Source organism: Bacillus sp. AF62 (assembly GCF_050312695.1).
GTDB lineage: Bacteria > Bacillota > Bacilli > Bacillales > Bacillaceae_G > Bacillus_A > Bacillus_A cereus.
Map to the genome: position 1 here is coordinate 24,715 of NZ_JBNPJZ010000064.1, position 20,501 is coordinate 45,215.

A 20,501-nucleotide genomic window follows, 5' to 3' on the forward strand; every position below is an offset into this window, starting at 1 on the left:
AAATATATTTTATCCACTATAAATTATTTTCCTGTTGAAAAGATTCTATTTTTCTGTCTAATTTATCCAAGGTATATGATACTAAGTATCGGGAGAATCTCTTTGCAAACAATTATATTTCACTTTGAATAAAGAATAATGTTTTTTGTTTTGGAGAAGAATATGATTGTTAACTTGATAGCAGTGTGGCGGTACACTATTGTCATCAACCTATTATTCTATGATTTTTGTTTCTATTTACTTATATTTTCATTGTTACTGAACTCTACTTCATTAAAAGTTTGTTTATACCCCAGATTACCTCGTGTGAAAATAAGAATAAGTAAAGCGACAAATCCCAATCCTATCACTACAAATATATCCGTATTCTTTATAACAGGGTTGGTGGAATGAGTTTGTGCTAAACTAAACGTATTTATACTCGCATGAATTAGTATAACAATAAATAAATTACCGTGATTGCAGTTATAGCTCCAAGTAAGAATGATTGAGATCGGCAAACATAGTAAAATAAAAATTGGCAAATGGATATATAGGAGAGAAAGGTCAGAACCCGGACCACCCTTTTGTGCAGCCGTTAAGAAATGTGGAAGATGCCAGAAAGTCCACAAAACACTAAGTAGTAAAGTAGCTTTTAACGGTCCAAATTTCGATTGTAATCGAGGCAGAGCGAAACCACGCCATCCGATTTCCTCGGGTAAAGGCCCACCGAGAAAGAAAATTGCTATAAAAGAGAAGAGATAGGTTATAAAAAATTCAAAATTAAGGTCACGGAAAGTAGGTATCTCTCCATTTACTATTACCATACCCAGAAACATTGCAGCGGGGATAACGATGAGGGTAAAAAAGTACCACTTCAAACCGACCTTAGTAGTTAGAATGCTGTTTCTAATTTTTTTCCATGACTCTTTGCCTTCAAGAATTCGGATCATGATACATGCTGCTAGCATAGGACCTACAAATGCATTGGCATAAAAGAAAAGATTAAACATTTTTGTTTTCGGGAAAATACCCCATTGTGACAAGATAAATGGAATTAATACAACCCACGAGAATACATATGCCATAAAAAAAAATGAAGTTAACGGATAGAATTCCAAATACCTTCTCAAACCTGTTGATGAATTTTTTGATTTTGTTAAATAATTCAACACAATCACCTCTTCATTTATATAAACCTGCATACGTGCTAATTCTACATGTTTTGATAAAGAACCTTTTTGATGTAATAATGTTCACTAAAATTTATTTGGTTTGTCGGCTCCAAATAAGAGAAAAAAACTTGCAGAATCTTTCTGTAAGGTTTTTTCTTTAAAAGTATGAGCTATCAGTACTAAAAACCTACAGTACCATATCTAATCTTGTTTCATTAGTTAATTCAATAGTATTAGTAACATCAGTTGGAGAGTTATTTTTAGTTTAGTTTGATTCCTTCTCCTTATCAGCACGGAACTTGTTTAGCATCTCCATAATAATCCATAAGGGGACACCTTTATCTCTTAATATTTTCCATAAATCCATTTCAGTAAATTTGACACTAGATTGTTTTTCTTCTTTTTCTGATGACCGAATATCAAATTTGATAGCTAAATCATTAGTAGCTTCTTTTCCCTGAGTAGAAGGGAAGCCTTGAGTATTTTTTTCTGTACCCACAGTTGAATATATTGTAGATTGATTTACATTATGTGCATGTAACCCAAATTCCATTTCTTGCATCTATTTTATATTAATTTAATATATAAATGTAATTGTTTTAAAGGTGCTTTGTAAAAATAGCAAATACTAATTAAGTGTGAAGTTAAAATTCAATTCTATATAAATAGGGATATCACCCATCGCTATCAAGCTAAGAAAGGTAAATGCCCCCAGAACGAAATTTTGTGCTAACTTGTAGCAAAATAGCTCATTTTTTCGTTTTGGGTTAATTCTGAATTCTTAAGTTGATGGGCATGGGGTACCGCCACATCGCCATCAAGCTAATACTTTCATATCCCCCTAAATTAAAATTTTCTTTCTCTACAGATAGCTATTCTGAGAAGCCGCTCATTTTTTCGTTTTTGGGGCATTTCTTTTTCTTAAGTTGATGGGCATGTATGGTGATCCCTATTAGACGATAGTGAATGAACAATTTCGGGGCTCAGTTCAAATTTATTCAAAATAAGATTTTTTGCAGTAAAATCAATGTTAGTGGAACTTTTTTAATCAAACTTTTTTCTAAATGAACATAAATACTTGCAATATTTAAATTAGTACTATATAGTTCTAGTTATGACAAAGGTAAAATTAATGAATCAAAAACGTGTGATTGAAGTAGCTGCAACATTATTTTTAGAAAAAGGGTTTGCTTATACAAGTATGGATGAATTAGTACGTGTAAGCAAAGTTTCAAAGTCTAATGTGTATTATCACTTTTCTAATAAGGAAGTATTATTAGAAGGGGTCGTTGATTATTGGATTGAAATGTATCAATCTGCAATTGATGACATACTTTCTCAGAACCAATTTTTAGTTGAAGATCGTATCCAACTGTTTTTAAAGCAATTATCACAAGGAGTTCAGTCGAGAGAGTATAAGGGGAGCTGTCCATTTATTACTCTTTATATTCAAAGTCCTAAACAGGCCACGCAAATAAAAGAAAAAATAGGTCTTTTTTTTACAGGATTACAAAAGAAAGTTTCTCTATTACTTAAACAAGGGGTAGAGAATGGAGAATTCAGAAATACGATTAATATTGATGAGGTTGCATCACTTTTTATTACAAATCTTGAAGGAGCGTTATTTATTTCAGAAACATTGAAAGATGCAACTGTAATCACGAAAACAGCAGATCATTTTTTAAAATTGCTTCGATAAAAGAAGCATTTTTTTTACATCAAATTAGTACTAAGTAGTACTAAAAGGGGGATTTTATATGAGAACAGTATTTTTAACTGGTGGAACAGGCTTTATTGGAAAGCAATTAGTAAAAGAATTAGCCAAAGAGGATGTTAAAATTCTTCTTTTAGTAAGGTCGAAAAATAAAGCAATACGCCTTTTTCAAGAAAGAGGCATCTTAAAAAAGGCAGTTATGCACTTTATTGAAGGTGATTTGACGAAAATAGATTTAGGTCTAAGTGCTGAAGATAAGGAGAGGGTATTGAAAACGGATGTGATTATTCACGCAGGAGGCCCCATGGATATTCAAGCGACAAGTAAAGAGGCAGCTTCCGTATTTTTAAATGGCGCAAAACATATTAGTGAATTAGCTAAAAGCATTCATCAATTGAAGGGCTTGCAACAATTTATTCATGTTGTAGGTTATATGAGTCCCTTTGATGATAAAAATAGCAAGATTGCAATTGATGTGTTTCAAGAAGGAAACAATTATTTGAAAATAAAAAATCCATATGAGAGAACAAAATTTTTAGCAGATCTCTATATCCGTCAGCAGGCATCAGCAGTAGGTTATCCGCTTTCTGTAATTAATCCGCCAACTGTAGTCGGTAGTAGTAAAACAGGGAGTACAGAGCAGATAGCAGGATTAGGTTTGCTTGTGATGAGTATGCGAAGAGGGCTCATGCCAGTGATTCCTGGAGGTAAGGGATATAGGTTACCACTTATTTCAAACGATGAGCTTGCGAAGTTTATTGTGCAGGTTTTCAGATTGGAGCAACCGACTATTCAAACATATACACTTGTTGAAGACAAACAGTACGATCAGAACATTGCTGAATTATTAAGTATTATGTCGGAAAGTTTGAATATGAGGGCACCAAAAATCTCTGTTCCAATGCCACTTATGAAAGCAATTATGAATAGTGGAGTAAGTAAAATAACAAAAATTCCTTCTGATGGATTGAATTTTATTACAAAACAAAATTTCCTAAATGTTTCAGCGAAAAAAATTATGGGAGGAGATTGGTTTAAGAAGACGAGTGTAATGAAATTTTTGCCTGCCGTAGTAGCTGATCTGGATTATCGAATGATGTATCAAAATGGCCAGCATAATCATTTATTTAAACGAACATTATGCGATAACACTACCCTTTACCAATTACAAGGAGAGGGTAAACCGTTTATTTTATTACATGGTTTATTCAGTGATGGAGAAGATTTATTTCCTTTAGCACAAGAGCTTCATGAAAAAACTGGTCAACCTGTATGGATTTTGGATCTTCCAGGTTTGGGACGTTCTCCTTTTAAACGAGAGAAAAATCTTCTAGATATCTATTTGAATGTAGTGAAAAAGTTATTGGAGAAAGCTACGAATGGTGCACATCTAATTGGCCATTCATTCGGTGCGTTTATTCTTCTGGAAGCATTGGTACAAGAGTACATAGATAAGAAGTATTCAATCACTTTACTTCAGCCACCTGTTGCTAAAAAAAATGCTAAATCGCTAAATGTTCCTCAATTTATGAACAAATGGACATTAAAATTAGCAACTACTAATTTGATAGGGCGTTATTTATTAAGTAATGGTTTGTTTGAAAGTACGGAGAGCATCCCTGAGCATTATATTGAAAAAATAAGTAACAGTTTTACTTCTCCTAGAATTTTAAATACTACGGTTCAGCTTAACAGTTTACTCCTGAAAAACGATCAAGGTGATTTCAATGAAGTAACAAAGTATAATCTTCACATTATTTGGGGGGATTATGACAGAGCCTATTCTGCTCCATCGCATCTTGGTAAGGTTGATTTTGTTCCATATGGCCATCATTTTCCTCTTAGCCATCCGAGTGAAACGGCAACATTAGTAATAAAAAATAGTAATACTAGCAGATGAGAGTGTGGGATAAATAAAAAGTGTGTAGTAAAATCGTTGTGTCTTTGGAATAAAATCGTACTGTTTGGGGTCCCGCCCCATCGCTATCAACTTAAGAATTAATTGTTCCCCAAAACGAAAAAAAGAAATATAGAAGCGAAAAAAACCTGTTTTTCTTTTTGATAAATATATTTATTGGAAAATACTTTGAACTTTCGGGTACAGATGCTCCTTCTATCCTATTATAGAAGCTATTTTGAACGTAAGTAATTTGTAAGGAATAGGTAAGAAAAAAGAGATTTTCATTGTGTAGGATAAAAATATAAGGAGGTGTGAAAGGCGGAACAGATATGACTTATATATGAAAAAACAAACCAGTAATAAGAGTGTTTCAAAGAAAAGAAGTAATTTCTAGGGTTAACATACATGTGGAAGAAAAGGGATTTACCGTTTGTTAAGACAGAATAGCCTTTGTAAAAATAATAATTATGAATATAATTACGAATTTAATTCTGACTTTTTTGTCATTGTTGGAGATGATAGCTGTGTGATTAATACGAAACAGCAAGCAACTAACTTTACAATTTAAATAAAGGAGAGGATGCTTTATGAAAACATGCAGTAAAATTACATGTGCAAGTCTATCACTTTTAATAGCTGGAAGTTCCCTGTTATACATAACACCAGCCTCAATTGTAAAAGCAGAACCCACGCAAAATGTATCTAGTTCGTTACAAACAAGTAATCAAAGCGATCGTACTTCCGTTAAGAAAGCAATACGGGATTCACTCCAACTTGGATACCCTGGAATACTCGCTCAAATTTCTAAGGGTGGCAAAAATTGGAGCTATGCCGCCGGGATAGCGGATCTGAGAACCAAGAAGCCGATGAAAACAGATTTTCGCTTTCGCATTGGCAGTACGACGAAGACATTCATTGCAACAGTTCTACTTCAATTGGCTGGAGAGAACCGCTTGAATCTAGATGACTCCATCGAAAAATGGTTGCCTGGCGTCATTCAAGGAAACGGATATGATGCTAACCAGATTACGATTCGGCAGATATTGAATCATACAAGTGGGATTGCTGAATACTTAAAGTCAAAAGACTATGATATTATGGATACAAAAAAATTGTATACGGCTGAAGAATTAGTAAAGATGGGAATTTCTCTTCCACCAGACTTTGCTCCAGGTAAGGGCTGGTCTTATTCAAACACAGGATACGTAATACTGGGTATCCTTATTGAAAAAGTAACTGGAAACAGCTATGCGGAAGAGGTTGAAAATCGGATTGTTGAACCGCTCGAATTGTCGAATACATTCCTACCTGGTAATTCAACTGTTATTCCAGGTACCAAACATGCCCGTGGATATGAAAGATATGACGGAGAAAGTGAGCTAAAAGACGTTACTTATTCCTACCCAGGTAGCTCGGATGGAGATATGATTTCTACTGCTGACGATTTAAACAAATTCTTCTCTTACTTACTCAGTGGCAAATTACTGAAGGAACAGCAACTAAAACAAATGCTTACTACAGTTCCTACAGGAATTGCTGAAATCGGCAGATATGGTCTTGGAATCTATGAAACTAAACTTCCAAACGGTGTCTCGATATGGGGACACGCAGGTGCCTCTCCAGGGTTTTCTACTTTTGCTGGAGGCACACTTGGAGGCAAGCATACATTGGCCATCAATTTGAATGGCCATAAAACTAGTTATAGTCCTTCTGATCCTTTTAAAAATATTTTACTTGCTGAATTTAGCAAGTAGGTAAAAAGGAAAAACAGATAAATCTTCCCATAGTTTTTATAGTTAGAAATATATATTTCTGGTTCGAAAAACTTATTCTGAAAATTTTGGGGGATTTTGGAATTACGGGGGCAAGCCAATGTTATTAAGCTAATAAAACAAAATACTCCCTAAAATAAAAAAATACGCTATTCTTTCTATAGAATCATAGAAAAGGATGGCGTATTTTTAAACTTGGGGTTAAAGAAAGTTCTTAAGTTGATGGACATGTGGGGGTACCCCATCACCATCAAGTTAAAATTTTATAATGCTCCAAAACCAAAAATTTGAGTCTTTTATAGCAATGAAGTTCATTTTATCGTTTTGGGGCAACCTGATCTGGTGGTACGCCTTATAGATATTTTTACGTTTTTAATTTTTGTATTGACCTTAAAGTTACTTTAAGGTTTATGCTAAAGACAATTACATAAAAAAGCTTTTTTTATGTCTATATATAATTAATCATAAGGTGAGGAAAGTCATATGGGTATATACAATAGGAAAAATTTAGCTTTAGTTTTAGCATTATTTAATGTATTTATTGTATTTTTAGGAATTGGTCTTGTAGTTCCTGTAATGCCATCTTATATGAGGGCATTACATTTAGGCACTGACACTATGGGATATTTAATTGCTATGTTTGCATTTTTTCAACTATTAACATCTCCTATTGCCGGAATATGGGTAGATATATTTGGACGAAAAAAAATGATCATAGCAGGGTTAATTCTATTTTCCTTTTCTGAATTTTTATTTGGAGTTGGAAATCAAATATGGGTATTATTTCTTTCTAGAGCACTAGGAGGTGTTAGTGCTGCATGTATAATGCCGGCAGTCACTGCTTTTATAGCTGATACAACATCATTAGAAAACAGAGCAAAAGCATTAGGGTATTTATCAGCAGCTATTAGTACAGGATTCATTATTGGACCTGGAATTGGTGGCTTTATATCTGATTTTGGCATACGTGCACCGTTCTTTTTTGCAGCAGTAATTTCTGGTATCGCTGCGTGTTTTTCAGTATTCATTTTGAAAGAACCTGTATCTAAAGAACAACGAGTTAAAATGCAAGATAACAAAATACAAGTTAGTTTTTTAAAAGAAATTAAACAATCTTTTCACCCTTTATATTTTATCCCACTATTACTTGTTTTTGTTTTAGGATGTGGTTTATCAGCTTATGAACATATGTTTAGCTTTGTTGTTGATAAAAAGTTTGGTTTTACACCTAAAGATATATCAATAATTATTTCAGTAAGCGCCATATTAGGAGTAATAGCACAAATCATGTTCTTTGAAAAATTAGTAAAAAAATTTGGTGAAAAAGGAATCATTAAATATAGCTTATTCATAGCCGCTATAATTATAGTTGTATCTACATTTGTCGGTAATTATTGGATGGTCGCGATTTTAACGTTTATCATCTTTTTGGCATTTGATTTACTTCGACCAGCAATTACAACATTACTTTCTAAAATAGCTGGAGAAAATCAAGGATTTATCGGAGGGATGAATTCTACTTATACAAGTCTTGGGAATATAATAGGGCCAGCAACGGGAGGTATTTTACTTAATATAAATGTTAATCTACCATATATTTTTGCAGGATTAATTCTTACTATTGGATTTGGCATAACTGTATACTGGTCCAAATATATAACAAAAAACAACAGAGATACATTTCCAATGCAATCCTAATCTTATTGACAGGTTTCTATTTAAATCCAAACCAGAAAGCTTACGTTTTTATTTAATAAATCCCTTAAGTTGATGGGTATGGGGTACCGCCAACGAGAAGCGAATTTTGCACGCTAAGCAAAAAAACAATAAGCTGTCCACATGGACAGCTTATTTACATTATTCTCGTTATTGAAAGTTATTTTTAACTTTTCCTGATCCGAAAGAGTCAATCTTTGTTTTGTTCTTCTAATAGTTGAATAACCGTATCTAATTTTTGTTCAACTGAATCTTGCTTTTTGCGATTGTTAGTATGCCGAATTATACGTATAATTCCCCCGAACACTGCCTGCACCGATGATTACTAAAATAATAGCAACTCCCATGTAATAAATAGAGTTTTCTAAAGGCATTATTTAGAATCTCCTTTTTCCCTATTTTACCCTTTAAAAGGATTGATATATTGTTTGATTTTGGTTAATATAATACCCTAATTTTTATAAATTAATATATGTATTATCTTATAAAAAAACTCAGCAGGATTTATTCTGATGAGTTTTTTTGTTTATATAATTTATCAATAATTATTCTTTTTTCTCCGGCTGATAGGAAAGAATAACGACACCTGAACTGGTCGTTCTTGTTTCGATCAGTTTTAAAGCCTTTGTATCGTTTCCGGTTTTAAAGAGATGCTTTCCGCTTCCCACGATAACAGGATTGACCATAAAATGATATTCATCAATGAGGTCGTGTTGCATCAATGTCTGTATAAGCTCACCACTACCATAAATTAAAAGGTTCTGACCGGGCTGTTCCTTCAGTTTCGATATTTCTTCTACAATATTATCTTTGATAAGATTTGCATTCCATTCGGTTTTTTCCAAAGTTGTTGAAGCAACAAATTTAGGCATGCTGTTCATTTTATCAGCAAAACCCTCTTCATCAGTCATAGAAGGCCAGGCAGCTGCAAAACCTTGATAGGTTACTCGCCCTAGTAGAAGCGCTTCACTTTCAAACAGTAAATCGGATTGAAACTTTGCTACTTCTTCATTGAAATATGGAGCAGTCCAAGCTGGTTCCTCCATGACACCATCTAGTGAGAGGTACATCGATACAATTATTTGTCCCATTTTGTTCTCCTTTAATTTTAAATTGATATTTTTACATATTGGTAACACAATTATTAATTCTCCAGTTAGAGAAATTCTCCCTTTTTAATAGTTTCGACAAAATGTATTTATATATGTTTCGGAATAACCTAATATATATTAATAACTTTGAAATATTGTATAACTTCTAATTTTTATGCATTATTGATTAGCATTGCTTATTGTGCTAACGAATCAGGATAGTGTGGCGACTGACTAAATAGTTGCTTATCCTCAATTATTAGAAGGGAAGTTCTATTATTTCGCGAATTTATTAGACATAGACGAGTGCTATAATTTTCTATATCTACATAATGAGGTGACTACGCATGAATCAAAGACCGTCAGAAGAAGAATACGCTGGGAACTCCGGCGAATATATCCGTTTGGTGCCGGACGGTAACATCATCGACATTCTGCTCGCCCAGGAAAAGCAAATGACCGAGCTCCTGGCATCGTTGACCGAAATCCAGGCCGCGTATCGGTATGCGGAAGGCAAATGGACGCTGAAAGAAGTCGTGGGCCACATTGCAGACGCGGAACGCGTCATGACCTACCGCCTGCTCCGGTTCGCAAGAGGGGACCAGACGCCTCTGACCGGTTTCGATCAGGAATTGTTCCTGCCTCCTTTCGGAAGCTGGACAACGGCGCAATTGGCCGAAGACTACCGGGCCGTACGGCAATCAACGATCACATTGCTGCGCGGGCTACCGGCGGAGGCGTGGACCCGCAAGGGCACAGCCAACAACCTAAGCATTACGGCGCGCGCCCTCGCGTACGGCATCGCAGGACACGAACTTCATCACATGGGAGTTATCCGAAACCGGTACTTGAGTTAATCATCGGCTGAGGCCTTTGGAATGGAACTAACACATCTTATGCAACCTTAGATACCGTTCTTATTGGGGTCCCGACCTACAACCATCAACTTAAGGATTTAGACTATTTTGAAATGAAAAGCACGTTACTATTCTCTTATGTTAATGAGAAAGGGTGACGTGCTTTTTATGATTATGCACCAAAAACAAGAGTTATTTTTATTTGCTGAAGAGTTATATCGATTTTTTTCATTTGGAGGTATTTGTTTTTCTTAGCTTGATGGGGCACTACTCTATAATGGTCAAATTAAAATTTAAAACAGTTATAGAGACTCCATTCCTCGGAAATATTTTAACTATTAAGTTGTAAAAAGATATGATGCGAGGAAGTTTTTTTTATAAATCAAAAAAAATTGATGAATCAGTTGCATAAAGAACGAATCAGCGTATATACTATAAATATCAAAAAAAGTTGATGAAGGGAAGTGAACTACAGTGGTACAAGATTTTCAGCTCTATGAGAAAAAGTTTAAAGCGTTGGCTGATCAAAAACGTTTAGAAATCATGTATGAACTTTGCCAGCGGGGCCAGACGTGTGTATGTGATTTAACAGAAGTTTTTGAAATGACGCAATCTAAGTTGTCCTATCATTTAAAGATTTTATTAGATGCAGGTTTAATTGTAAAAGAAACAAAAGGTACGTGGAGTTATTATGATTTAAATGATGCGGAAGTGAATAATTTATTATCAGAAGAATTGTGCTGTATCTTTAGAAAAACAGGGAAAGGTAGTTGCTGTTAAAATTTTGAGTTATTAATCAAAAAAATTGATTAATGATATATAAAGAGGAGGAATAAGGTATGAGATATGTTCACATCGGTATAAACGTTACGAATTTAGAGAAGTCTATTGAATTTTATGAAAAGGTATTTGGTGTATCACCAGTTAAAGTGAAAACAGATTATGCAAAATTTTTATTAGAGACGCCAGGACTTAATTTCACGCTGAACGTGCGAGATGAAGTGAAGGGAAATCAGGTAAATCATTTTGGTTTCCAAGTGGATACAGCTGAAGAAATTACATTGCATAAAGAACGATTAGAAAAAGAAGGTTTCTTCGCGCGTGATGAGATGGATACGACTTGTTGCTATGCAGTACAAGATAAGTTTTGGCTAACGGATCCCGATGGTAATGAGTGGGAGTTCTTTTATACAAAAGCAGATAGTGATGTTCATAAAATAGAAGATCCATCTTGTTGTACGACTTCTACCGTAGTAGAAAAAAATTCTTGTTGTTAATAGGAGCTGGAAAATAAAATGAAACGTTTATCCTTTCTAGACCGATATTTAACACTATGGATCTTTCTAGCAATGGCTGTTGGGATTGGTTTAGGGTTTGTGTTTCCTAGTGTAGTAGACGGACTAAATACATTACAGGTTGGAACGACGTCTATTCCACTTGCTGTTGGTTTAATTGTAATGATGTATCCACCATTAGCGAAAGTTCGCTATGAGGAAATGGGCCGAGTATTTAAAGATGTAAAAGTGTTAGTTCTATCTTTAGTACAAAACTGGATTATTGGTCCGGTACTTATGTTTGTGTTAGCAATTATTTTTCTTCCTGATAAACCAGAATACATGGTTGGTCTCATTATGATTGGGTTAGCACGCTGTATTGCAATGGTCATTGTTTGGAACGATCTTGCCGATGGAGATAAAGAGTATGCGGCAGGTTTAGTTGCTTTTAATTCGGTATTCCAAATGCTCTTTTTCTCAGTTTATGCATACGTATTTGTAACTGTAATTCCAGAATGGTTAGGGATTGAAGGTGCTATTGTCGATATTACAATGATAGAAGTAGCAAAATCAGTATTTATCTATTTAGGAATTCCTTTTATAGCAGGTATGTTGACACGCTTTGTACTCGTTAAGTTAAAAGGAAGACAGTGGTATGAAAAGGTGTTTATACCGAAAATTAGTCCACTTACATTACTTGCATTGCTATTTACGATCATCATTATGTTCTCTTTAAAAGGGGAGATGATTGTTAGCGTACCATTAGATGTGGTAAGAATAGCGATTCCGTTATTAATCTATTTTATTGTAATGTTTTTTGTTTCTTTCTTTATGGGAAGAAACATTGGTGCAAACTATTCGGTGACTACAACGTTAGCATTTACAGCAGGTAGTAATAACTTTGAGTTAGCGATTGCTGTAGCGGTTGGTGTGTTTGGTATTCATTCAGGCGCAGCATTCGCAGCTGTTATCGGACCGTTAGTTGAAGTCCCTGTCATGATTGCACTTGTAAACGTCGCTTTTTGGTTTAAGCGTAAATATTTTAATGACCAACCAGTATAATTTAAAAACAAAGGCGGAAAACAACATGGAAAATAAAAAGACAATCTATTTCTTATGTACAGGAAATTCATGCAGAAGCCAAATGGCAGAAGCATGGGGCAAACAATATTTAGGAGATAAGTGGAATGTATATTCTGCAGGAATCGAAGCACACGGAGTGAATCCAAACGCAATTAAAGCAATGAACGAAGTAAATATCGACATAACAAATCAAACATCAGATATAATTGATGCAAACATTTTAAATAGTGCTGATTTAGTCGTTACGCTTTGTAGTCATGCGGATGCTGTATGCCCATCTACTCCGCCGCATGTGAATCGTGTTCACTGGGGATTTGATGATCCAGCAGGAAAAGAATGGTCTGAATTTCAACGTGTTCGCGATGAAATTGGAGAACGTATAAAGCGATTTTCTGAAACAGGGGAGTAAATAAAGGAAAGAGTCAATCTTCTATTGTGTTGGAGATTGGCTCTTTTTTATTATGTATTTCATTTACTTATCGCATCGTTTTAAAACTACTCTTGAAAATAATACAGAATATTATGTGAAAATGGTAAAGTTAGAATAGAACAGTTTAAAACAGGGGGTGTAACGTATGATCTGTGAACTAAGCAAGAATGGTTTTTATAGGTGTAATAGTTTAGTGAATGAACAAGGTCAATTAGAGGTACGTGCTGTAATTGCAGGAGTGAATCCTGGTCGTATATTTGTAGATAACGTGTCTTCTCCTAATTCGGGACTCATTTGGTTAGGTAATAATGATGGCTTCTTCTTTATTGGAGATGCTGAAAATGAAGAGTTTAATAAAGAACTGAATCGTTTTATTAATAATGTAATAGTACCTGAGGCGAGGAAAGCAGGACTAGATTGCTTTGAAGGAATCGGAAATCATTCAAAGTGGAACAAAACAATTGAAAGAATATTTCAGCACCGTAACTTAAAGAGTTGGAATCAAAGAGTGTATACGCTAAGAAAAAAGGGTTATGAAAATCATCATGAACCTGAAATTGAACAGGAATATACTGTGCTGAAAATGAGTAAAGCTCTCTATGAAAATAGTAATAATGCATTTAAGAATATTGATTTTTTACAATCAAAAATTTTAGAGTTTTGGTCTTCATCGGATCGTTTTTTCAATGAGGGAATCGGTTATTGCATTGTTTATGATGATGTAATTGTGAGTGTTTGTTTTTCAGGGTTTGTATTTGAAAATATACACTGCATAGATATTGAAACAATAGAGGGTTACCAGGGGAGGAAATTAGCTCAAAAGATAGCGCATAGTTTTGTAAAAGATTGTTTGGAGAATGATATTATTCCATATTGGGACTGTATGGAATTGAACAAGCCTTCTGTTGCAGTTGTGGAAAATGTAGGGTTTACAAATGTTTTTAATTATGTAGGATATTATTTTCTATTTGAATAATCTGTTGAATATAGAAGTAGTTTTTTTAATTCATACATGTAAGAAAAGGACATGCAAATCCGATTTTACGAAAAATCTAATGACTTAAAATTCATACGAGGTGAAAATAATGGTAATAAAACAAGACGAAATGAAAGTAGTAGTGGCAGCTGGGGCATTTAATAACAATCCGGGCTGGATTCAAACGCAAGAAGATGATCTTAACTTATTAGTTGAAACAATGTGGGAAGAAAGATTTGAACATAACTCCATTTCAGCTATTTTAGCAGAGCATGTATGGGAGCACCTTACTTTTGAAGAAGGGGTAAAAGCAGCTAGCATTTGTTATAAATTTTTAAAACCGTCAGGCCATATTCGGTGCGGTGTCCCTGATGCATTTTTCCAAGATGAAACATATCAAAATATAGTGCAAGTAGGCGGACCTGGCCCGAAAGACCATCCAGCTGCAAGCCATAAAATCGTTTATAATTATAAAACATTAACGAAAATGTTTGAAACAGCTGGATTTGAAGTAGTTTTACTGGAATATTGCGATGAAAATGGGCAATTTTATTACAAAGAATGGGACGCAAATGATGGCGTTATTTTCCGATCAAAAAGATATGATCCTAGAAATCAAGGAGATAAACTTGGTTGCCCATCGTTAATTGTGGATGCGATTAAACGGTAAGGTATGCGTTAGTTCAATAAGTTTATGAGCCGCAAATGCGGCTTTTTATCTATTGTGTAATTATTACTGGGATGCCTTTTCGAAAAACTGAATGATTTTTTTAGAATTATCTTCACTTAAATCATAACCTTCACCGTGTGTTTCATCGCTCGCTTTTGCCATTACGATGTCACCATCCGATTCTATCCAAACAAAAAATTCCTGTATAGATTTATCTTGATAAGTAACCTTCATTTTTGAATGCATATGGTTTTTTGCATCTTGATCTAGAAGGAGTGTTTTTTTCTCTGCGCTTTCCATACTTGTAAAAATTGTTTTCATATTTGTTTTATTTACTATTTTATTACTCCCTTTTGAATTTACAGGACTAATCTCAAGTTTTCTCACTTCTTTTTGTTCAAACATAACGTTTTCATATACAATTTCTTTTTCTTTCACTGTTGTGGATGCTTCTTTATTGGAAGCTTTCGTTTCATTTGAATTACTTGTACATCCAATTAATAAGGTGATACTTAATGCTCCAATTATACCGAATGTTAATCTCTTCAATAATATGCCCCCCATCTACTATTTTCTATAATTCTATTTCCTATTTGAAATATCCTAGCTATGCTTAATGAAGTGAAATACATTTTGTTATGGGGAATAGAATGGATTGCATGTACGTTAATTTTTTGTATGAAAGGAGAGAAGGAAGTGAAGCACATAATAAAAGATGTATTAATGAATTATTTTACAGAAATCCGTTCATTAGTAATAGAAGAAGAATTACATATAAATAGCTGGCATACAGATTTACACTATAAAATCATGGTAAATGGAAAGCGATATTCCGCACGGTTTATGAATAGCAATCGAATAATCAATCCAGCTTTTGGAGCGTTATCAAATGAACAATTGAAAGAGCAAGTACGCTTTACCTATTATTTACGAGGGCATGGAATTCCTTTTATGCAAATTAACAAGAATACGTCAGGGGAGTCATTTACATTAGTCACTTGGAATGATGAACAGTACCGATTTGTATTGTCTAATTGGATTGAAGGAGAGCATCTTACACACTGCACAGAATCTATTGCAGAATCGTTTGGAAAGAAGGCAAGAAAGATTCATGATATTTCTAGTACATTTCAAAGCTCGATTTTTCAAAAGAAATCTCATTTAGATGGGTATGCCCAGTTTATTGATATGTTAGAAAGTAAGGTAAGCGCATGTAAGGAATTACGGGAGTACATAAATCTTGCTACATATCATATAGAGTGCGCATATACGAGTAATTTACAGTTTATTGTACAAACAGATTTAAATCCTTTGAATGTTTTATGGGACTCAAGTCAATGTGTAAAAGGAATTGTAGATTTTGAATCAATTGGATATGTTGATCGTATTGAAGGACTAGCCTTTTTAATAAAATGGTACTCGCGAATAGAAGGAATACAGTCTCATGAAGTATGCTCAAGTGTTGCTAGTTCATTTTTAGAAGGGTATACTGCACATAATATTGTAACACCAAATGATTATAAGAGACTTTCTTCATTGTTATGGTTATCCGGTAGTTTGAATTGGAATTTTGTGAAGAAAACGCTAAGTGTATTAGAAGATGCGAGGCAGTTAGAGGAACATTTGAAGGTTTATAGAGTAAGGGGAGAGAGGTTGTCTTCATTATTAATTTGTAGATAACCTTTCTTCTCCTTTGGGATTTATAAAACAAAACATATGAGGTGTTCTAAAAATGAAAATACAAACTGTATTGTTTGATGGTTTTGGAGAACTTGTCTCATTCGTACCGTTTGAGGTACTGAAAAGAGCGATAGAAGAAGGGGCTCCATTTACAATTGAATTCGTTTCGAGTGAACCAAAATAAGAAGTTACTACTGATTAAAGTTTCATTTTATAAATTTTACTTTATTAAAAGTTGATTTGTTAGAAAGGATAATCATTTATTGCTATAATGAATGGATGCGTGGCAGGAAATAGATAGAAAGATACTGCTAGTAATTTATACTTCAAATGTAGGGAGATTGAACAGAGTTATGGGGAATGAAAAGGAAATTAGTTCCGCTAAATTAATATGGAAGATGACGCGCCCGCATACATTAACGGCGACGTTTTCTCCTGTAATTTTAGGGACAGTGGCATCACTTTATGTTGCCAAAATTGATTGGCTTTTATTTATTGCGATGATGCTTGCATGTTTAGCACTGCAAATAGCAACGAACTTATTTAATGAGTACTATGATTTCAAACGTGGATTAGATACCGCTGATTCTGTTGGCATCGGTGGCGGAATTGTCCGTCATGGATTGAAACCAAAAAATGTTTTAACTGTTGCGCTTTTATTATATGTCTTAGCAGCAATTATTGGAGTTTATATTTGTATGAATAGCAGCTGGTGGTTAGTCGTCATCGGTTTAATTGGAATGGCGGTTGGTTATTTATATACAGGTGGTCCATTACCGATTGCGTACACTCCATTTGGAGAACTAGTTTCTGGATTGTTAATGGGGACATGTTTTGTACTCATTGCTTTCTTTATTCAAACGAATACTGTAACGATTGAAAGTGTATTGATTTCCATTCCAATTGGAATTTTAGTAGGTGCAATCAATATGTCGAATAACATCCGAGATATCGAAGAAGATATTAAAGGTGGAAGAAAGACATTAGTAATCCTCCTTGGGAGAGAGAAAGCTGTGGTAACACTAGCGGTAGCCTTTTTCATTGCGTATTTATGGATTGCCGTAATTGTATTAATGGGTTATATAAGCCCTTGGGCATTAGTTATGTTCCTAGGTTTGAGAAAGCCAATTTCTGCGATTCAAAGTTTCCAAAAAGGGGCAAAGGATCCTGGATATATGCGCATCGCAATGAAATCAACAGCGATGACAAATACGATTTTCGGCTTCTTATTATCAGCAGGATTATTAATTAGTTACTTGTTTTAAATGAAAATATTGTTAAGTAACTTAACCCCAGTTTCTCAGTTTTTATATAGAGAGATTGGGGTTTTGATTTTGTTTAATGCTAAAAACAGTTTTATTTGAAATGCAAATACCAATAAATCGCAACTTCATCATTTTCAATATCCAAACCTTTATAAACAAGAAAATCAAACCCACCAATTATAAATCCACATTTTTCATAAAACTTACATGCTGCGACATTATTATTTTGCGTTTCAAGCATGATACCTGGCATATTGCCTTTTTTGGCCCACTGCTTTGCTTGATCAACTAATCTTTTACCAACTCCGAGTGTACGATATTTTTTATCTACCGTTATATCTTCTATGTAAGCATAGTGGTTCCAATTCTTTTTCAATACCATTAATCCAATGATTTGGTTATGTAACAGAGCTATGTAAATGACTTGATTAGGTTTATTTATATATTCATTGTAAGGCAGTTCTTCATTATCATCTTGATTTTGTAAATACCTTTTTTCATAACTCGGAATGTCTTCTACTGTATATTCTATGCGTCTATTTACTTTGGAAATAGAAAGAATTAACCGAGCATTCACTATAAAACTGTCATCAATCTCCGGGAGATTATCTAAATCATTTGTTTCTAACTCTCTAATTACAAGGTTCATCGGGGCACCTCCACATAATATTTCTTCTGATTCTTTATTTGGTTCAAATGAATTCCAATTATAAAATTATAATAGAGTTTCAATGGTAAGGCTATCTTTGTATCAATATGCTATCATCTTGATAGGAAAATGTTATTTAGAAAGAGTAGTATTTTTTATTTTGGATGTATATCCAGTTTTCAAATTTAACTATGTTAGAAAAATAAATATTCTTCTAAAGAGTAGATGCAATACGCTATTCTTTAACTAATTTCGACATTATCTGCATTTTATCTTCACCTTCCTCTATTAATCTATTTATTGTAAATATCAGCTGAAGTTAATGTTTAGCTGCATAAATAATGAATATGAAAATGAGTAGGGAAAGGATCGAAACATAATGAAAGAATTACAAAATAAGAAAAAAACAAGTGTAGTAACTAAGGCAATACTATCTCTAGGAGTTGTTTTAGCAACGACCTTATTCACGTTCTTTTTAATAGGAAAATGGAACGCTATCCCAGCGAAAGGGGTAGCGAATGAAAGTAGTAACCCAGTTAATACACAACAACAAGAAAAGAAAAAAGAAACACCACCGGCAAAACAGAAAAAACCTGATGGAAAACCAGTAGGAAAGGTTGTTTATTTAACATTTGATGACGGTCCTAGCGAATTAACTGGGAAATTTTTAGATGTACTAAAAGAGCAACATGTTGCTTCGACATTTTTTATGCAAGGTAGCAATTTACAGAATACAGGTTTTCAGGAAAATGTAAAACGAGCAGTAAAAGAAGGACATTATATTGGTGCACATAGTATGACACATAATAGTGATAAGCTATACAAAAAAGGACAATTTGTAACGGAGATGAAAGAAACGTTAGCTCTTATTCATAATATTACAGGTACAACTCCTAAACTAGTCCGTCCGCCATACGGATCTGCACCAGGATTAAAGGCTACGGACATTCGTAACAAAATTGTAGAAGCGGGAATAAAAGTTTGGGATTGGACGATAGATTCAAATGATTGGAAATTAAAAGGTAATCCCACTCAGATTATCGAAAATGTAAAGAAACAGACAACAGAAGAAGTAGAAGTTGTTTTAATGCATGAAAAGGCACAAACATTACAAGCTCTTCCTGAAATTATTAAATTTTATAAGGAAAAAGGATATGAATTCGGGGTATACAATGAAGCGGATCATTTTCAACTAAACTTCCAGAAAGATCAACGTCTATAGTATAAACATAACTATCTTAAAAAGGTGTTTTCCATTACTAAATCAATAACTAAGCCAAAAGTCGATTTCTTATTTTATAAAAAAATCGGCTTTTTCGTTTGTATATTACGTTACAAGAGTTTCCTTATTTTCTCCGGAATGTCCTTTTTAGAAATGTATGCAACAGAGTCTTTATAGTAAGAGTATTTTGTTTGGGATAGTCAAAAAACGTATATTACAATATAAAAATTCACTTTAATACTAAAGGATACATGACAACGATTCCTATAAATCCTTCTCAATAATTGAAAATAAAATCAATCCAGATTATTATATTGTTATTGTAATTATAAATGTAATTACATTTTATTGAAGGAGGATACAAAGATGAAAAACTCAAAAGGCTCTATTGAATCAGAGATAAGCAAAGCAATTACTCACTGGGAAAAGGACTACCTAGGACGCGGGTCTATATCCGCTAAGACAGATATATTACGGGATATGATTATCGTAAATTTACAAGGTATTTTAACGCCGGCTGAATATACGGTTTGCGAAACGAAAGACGGTATGCTAACGATAAAGAAAAATCGTTCGGAGCTAGTTGAATCTGGAATTGAAGATTTGAAAGAGATTATTCTAGAATTAACTGGAGAAAAAGTGAAAAGCTTTCATACGGATATAAGCTCCCGTACTGGTGAACGAGTAATGATTTTTAAATTGTTTCATAATCTTGAGGAAAAATTTTAAAAATTAAAACCACCGTAGGGTTAGTGGGAGATAATTAAGAAGCCTAAAAGTTTTGCACTTTATTTAAATTTATTAACATGATAATAATTAAAAACTTGAAATTATTTACGTATACTGAATTTTAATTGGAATAACGCTCAAAAAAAACTGATAAATAAATTGACAAACTGCTTAATATAGTTTATCTTATAATTGTTTTAAAAAATTAATAGATGCTTATTTTAACTGTTTGCTATAATTAAGGCTTTAGCATTTTTTTAATATGTAATATTGACTAAATGAAAAAGTTTCTTAATTGAAAGATAGCGCATAACATAAA

Annotated in this window: 19 protein-coding genes and 3 pseudogenes; 16 read left to right on the forward strand and 6 right to left on the reverse strand. The window is 33.7% G+C overall.

Going from position 1 to position 20,501, the window contains the following annotated elements; translation table 11 throughout:
* Positions 1-233: 233 nt before the first annotated feature.
* On the reverse strand, positions 234-1,184 hold the full coding sequence (locus tag ACQRBL_RS14470) for a CPBP family intramembrane glutamic endopeptidase (protein ID WP_003270963.1): 951 nt from the start codon (positions 1,182-1,184) through the stop codon (positions 234-236).
* Positions 1,185-1,341: 157 nt separating this feature from the next.
* A pseudogene (locus ACQRBL_RS14475) lies at positions 1,342-1,707 on the reverse strand (DUF3914 domain-containing protein).
* Positions 1,708-2,286: 579 nt separating this feature from the next.
* On the opposite strand from ACQRBL_RS14475, the gene ACQRBL_RS14480 reads away from it, so the two are divergent.
* From ACQRBL_RS14480 to ACQRBL_RS14495, 4 genes are all read left to right on the forward strand, one after another.
* On the forward strand, positions 2,287-2,853 hold the full coding sequence (locus ACQRBL_RS14480; RefSeq protein WP_001072312.1) for a TetR/AcrR family transcriptional regulator: 567 nt from the start codon (positions 2,287-2,289) through the stop codon (positions 2,851-2,853).
* A gap of 58 nt (positions 2,854-2,911) precedes the next feature.
* The gene (locus ACQRBL_RS14485) at positions 2,912-4,768 is read left to right on the forward strand and encodes an alpha/beta fold hydrolase (RefSeq protein ID WP_098855995.1); all 1,857 of its coding nucleotides are present in this window, start codon (positions 2,912-2,914) and stop codon (positions 4,766-4,768) included.
* A gap of 587 nt (positions 4,769-5,355) precedes the next feature.
* Positions 5,356-6,522, forward strand: coding sequence for a serine hydrolase domain-containing protein (locus ACQRBL_RS14490; RefSeq protein ID WP_000845172.1), 1,167 nt, complete (start codon positions 5,356-5,358; stop codon positions 6,520-6,522).
* Between the two features lie 501 nt (positions 6,523-7,023).
* A complete protein-coding gene (locus ACQRBL_RS14495) occupies positions 7,024-8,238 on the forward strand; it encodes an MFS transporter (RefSeq protein ID WP_098519172.1) in 1,215 nt (404 codons plus the stop codon).
* Between the two features lie 208 nt (positions 8,239-8,446).
* Here ACQRBL_RS14495 and ACQRBL_RS14500 read toward each other — a convergent pair.
* Positions 8,447-8,630 (reverse strand): annotated as a pseudogene (locus tag ACQRBL_RS14500) (DUF4083 family protein).
* 171 nt (positions 8,631-8,801) lie between these two features.
* On the reverse strand, positions 8,802-9,347 hold the full coding sequence (locus tag ACQRBL_RS14505; protein ID WP_411995975.1) for a dihydrofolate reductase family protein: 546 nt from the start codon (positions 9,345-9,347) through the stop codon (positions 8,802-8,804).
* Positions 9,348-9,694: 347 nt separating this feature from the next.
* Between ACQRBL_RS14505 and ACQRBL_RS14510 the strand changes: the two genes are divergently transcribed.
* From ACQRBL_RS14510 to ACQRBL_RS14540, 7 genes are all read left to right on the forward strand, one after another.
* Positions 9,695-10,204, forward strand: a complete 510-nt coding sequence (locus ACQRBL_RS14510; RefSeq protein ID WP_223617914.1) for a DinB family protein — start codon at positions 9,695-9,697, stop codon at positions 10,202-10,204.
* A 474-nt stretch (positions 10,205-10,678) separates the two neighbouring features.
* Positions 10,679-10,984: an arsenical resistance operon transcriptional regulator ArsR gene (gene arsR / locus ACQRBL_RS14515; RefSeq protein ID WP_002182884.1), complete on the forward strand. Its 306-nt coding sequence runs from the start codon at positions 10,679-10,681 to the stop codon at positions 10,982-10,984.
* A gap of 59 nt (positions 10,985-11,043) precedes the next feature.
* Entirely contained in the window at positions 11,044-11,481 is a 438-nt protein-coding gene (locus tag ACQRBL_RS14520) for an ArsI/CadI family heavy metal resistance metalloenzyme (protein ID WP_097920270.1), read from the forward strand.
* 18 nt (positions 11,482-11,499) lie between these two features.
* Positions 11,500-12,540 carry an ACR3 family arsenite efflux transporter gene (gene arsB, locus ACQRBL_RS14525; protein WP_411995974.1) on the forward strand — a complete coding sequence of 347 codons (1,041 nt, stop codon included), beginning with the start codon at positions 11,500-11,502 and terminating at the stop codon, positions 12,538-12,540.
* A gap of 25 nt (positions 12,541-12,565) precedes the next feature.
* Positions 12,566-12,970, forward strand: a complete 405-nt coding sequence (arsC, locus tag ACQRBL_RS14530; RefSeq protein WP_000428353.1) for an arsenate reductase (thioredoxin) — start codon at positions 12,566-12,568, stop codon at positions 12,968-12,970.
* 166 nt (positions 12,971-13,136) lie between these two features.
* Positions 13,137-13,967 carry a GNAT family N-acetyltransferase gene (locus ACQRBL_RS14535; protein WP_411995973.1) on the forward strand — a complete coding sequence of 277 codons (831 nt, stop codon included), beginning with the start codon at positions 13,137-13,139 and terminating at the stop codon, positions 13,965-13,967.
* Between the two features lie 109 nt (positions 13,968-14,076).
* Positions 14,077-14,637 (forward strand): class I SAM-dependent methyltransferase, encoded by a 561-nt coding sequence (locus ACQRBL_RS14540; RefSeq protein WP_071711700.1) that lies wholly within the window; start codon positions 14,077-14,079, stop codon positions 14,635-14,637.
* A 63-nt stretch (positions 14,638-14,700) separates the two neighbouring features.
* Here ACQRBL_RS14540 and ACQRBL_RS14545 read toward each other — a convergent pair whose 3' ends face one another.
* A complete protein-coding gene (locus tag ACQRBL_RS14545) occupies positions 14,701-15,186 on the reverse strand; it encodes a hypothetical protein (protein WP_023522407.1) in 486 nt (161 codons plus the stop codon).
* Between the two features lie 147 nt (positions 15,187-15,333).
* Between ACQRBL_RS14545 and ACQRBL_RS14550 the strand changes: the two genes are divergently transcribed.
* The 3 genes and pseudogenes from ACQRBL_RS14550 to menA all read left to right on the forward strand — a co-directional run bounded on the left by ACQRBL_RS14550 (position 15,334) and on the right by menA (position 17,582).
* On the forward strand, positions 15,334-16,317 hold the full coding sequence (locus tag ACQRBL_RS14550; RefSeq protein ID WP_023522406.1) for a phosphotransferase enzyme family protein: 984 nt from the start codon (positions 15,334-15,336) through the stop codon (positions 16,315-16,317).
* A 52-nt stretch (positions 16,318-16,369) separates the two neighbouring features.
* A pseudogene (locus tag ACQRBL_RS14555) lies at positions 16,370-16,498 on the forward strand (DJ-1/PfpI family protein); the annotation flags it as partial.
* Positions 16,499-16,670: 172 nt separating this feature from the next.
* On the forward strand, positions 16,671-17,582 hold the full coding sequence (gene menA, locus ACQRBL_RS14560; protein WP_023522404.1) for a 1,4-dihydroxy-2-naphthoate polyprenyltransferase: 912 nt from the start codon (positions 16,671-16,673) through the stop codon (positions 17,580-17,582).
* Between the two features lie 91 nt (positions 17,583-17,673).
* Here menA and satA read toward each other — a convergent pair whose 3' ends face one another.
* Positions 17,674-18,231: a streptothricin N-acetyltransferase SatA gene (gene satA / locus ACQRBL_RS14565; protein ID WP_411995972.1), complete on the reverse strand. Its 558-nt coding sequence runs from the start codon at positions 18,229-18,231 to the stop codon at positions 17,674-17,676.
* Between the two features lie 379 nt (positions 18,232-18,610).
* On the opposite strand from satA, the gene ACQRBL_RS14570 reads away from it, so the two are divergent.
* On the forward strand, positions 18,611-19,453 hold the full coding sequence (locus ACQRBL_RS14570; protein ID WP_411995971.1) for a polysaccharide deacetylase family protein: 843 nt from the start codon (positions 18,611-18,613) through the stop codon (positions 19,451-19,453).
* Positions 19,454-19,819: 366 nt separating this feature from the next.
* The gene (locus tag ACQRBL_RS14575) at positions 19,820-20,182 is read left to right on the forward strand and encodes a DUF2294 domain-containing protein (RefSeq protein ID WP_411995970.1); all 363 of its coding nucleotides are present in this window, start codon (positions 19,820-19,822) and stop codon (positions 20,180-20,182) included.
* Positions 20,183-20,501: the final 319 nt, after the last annotated feature.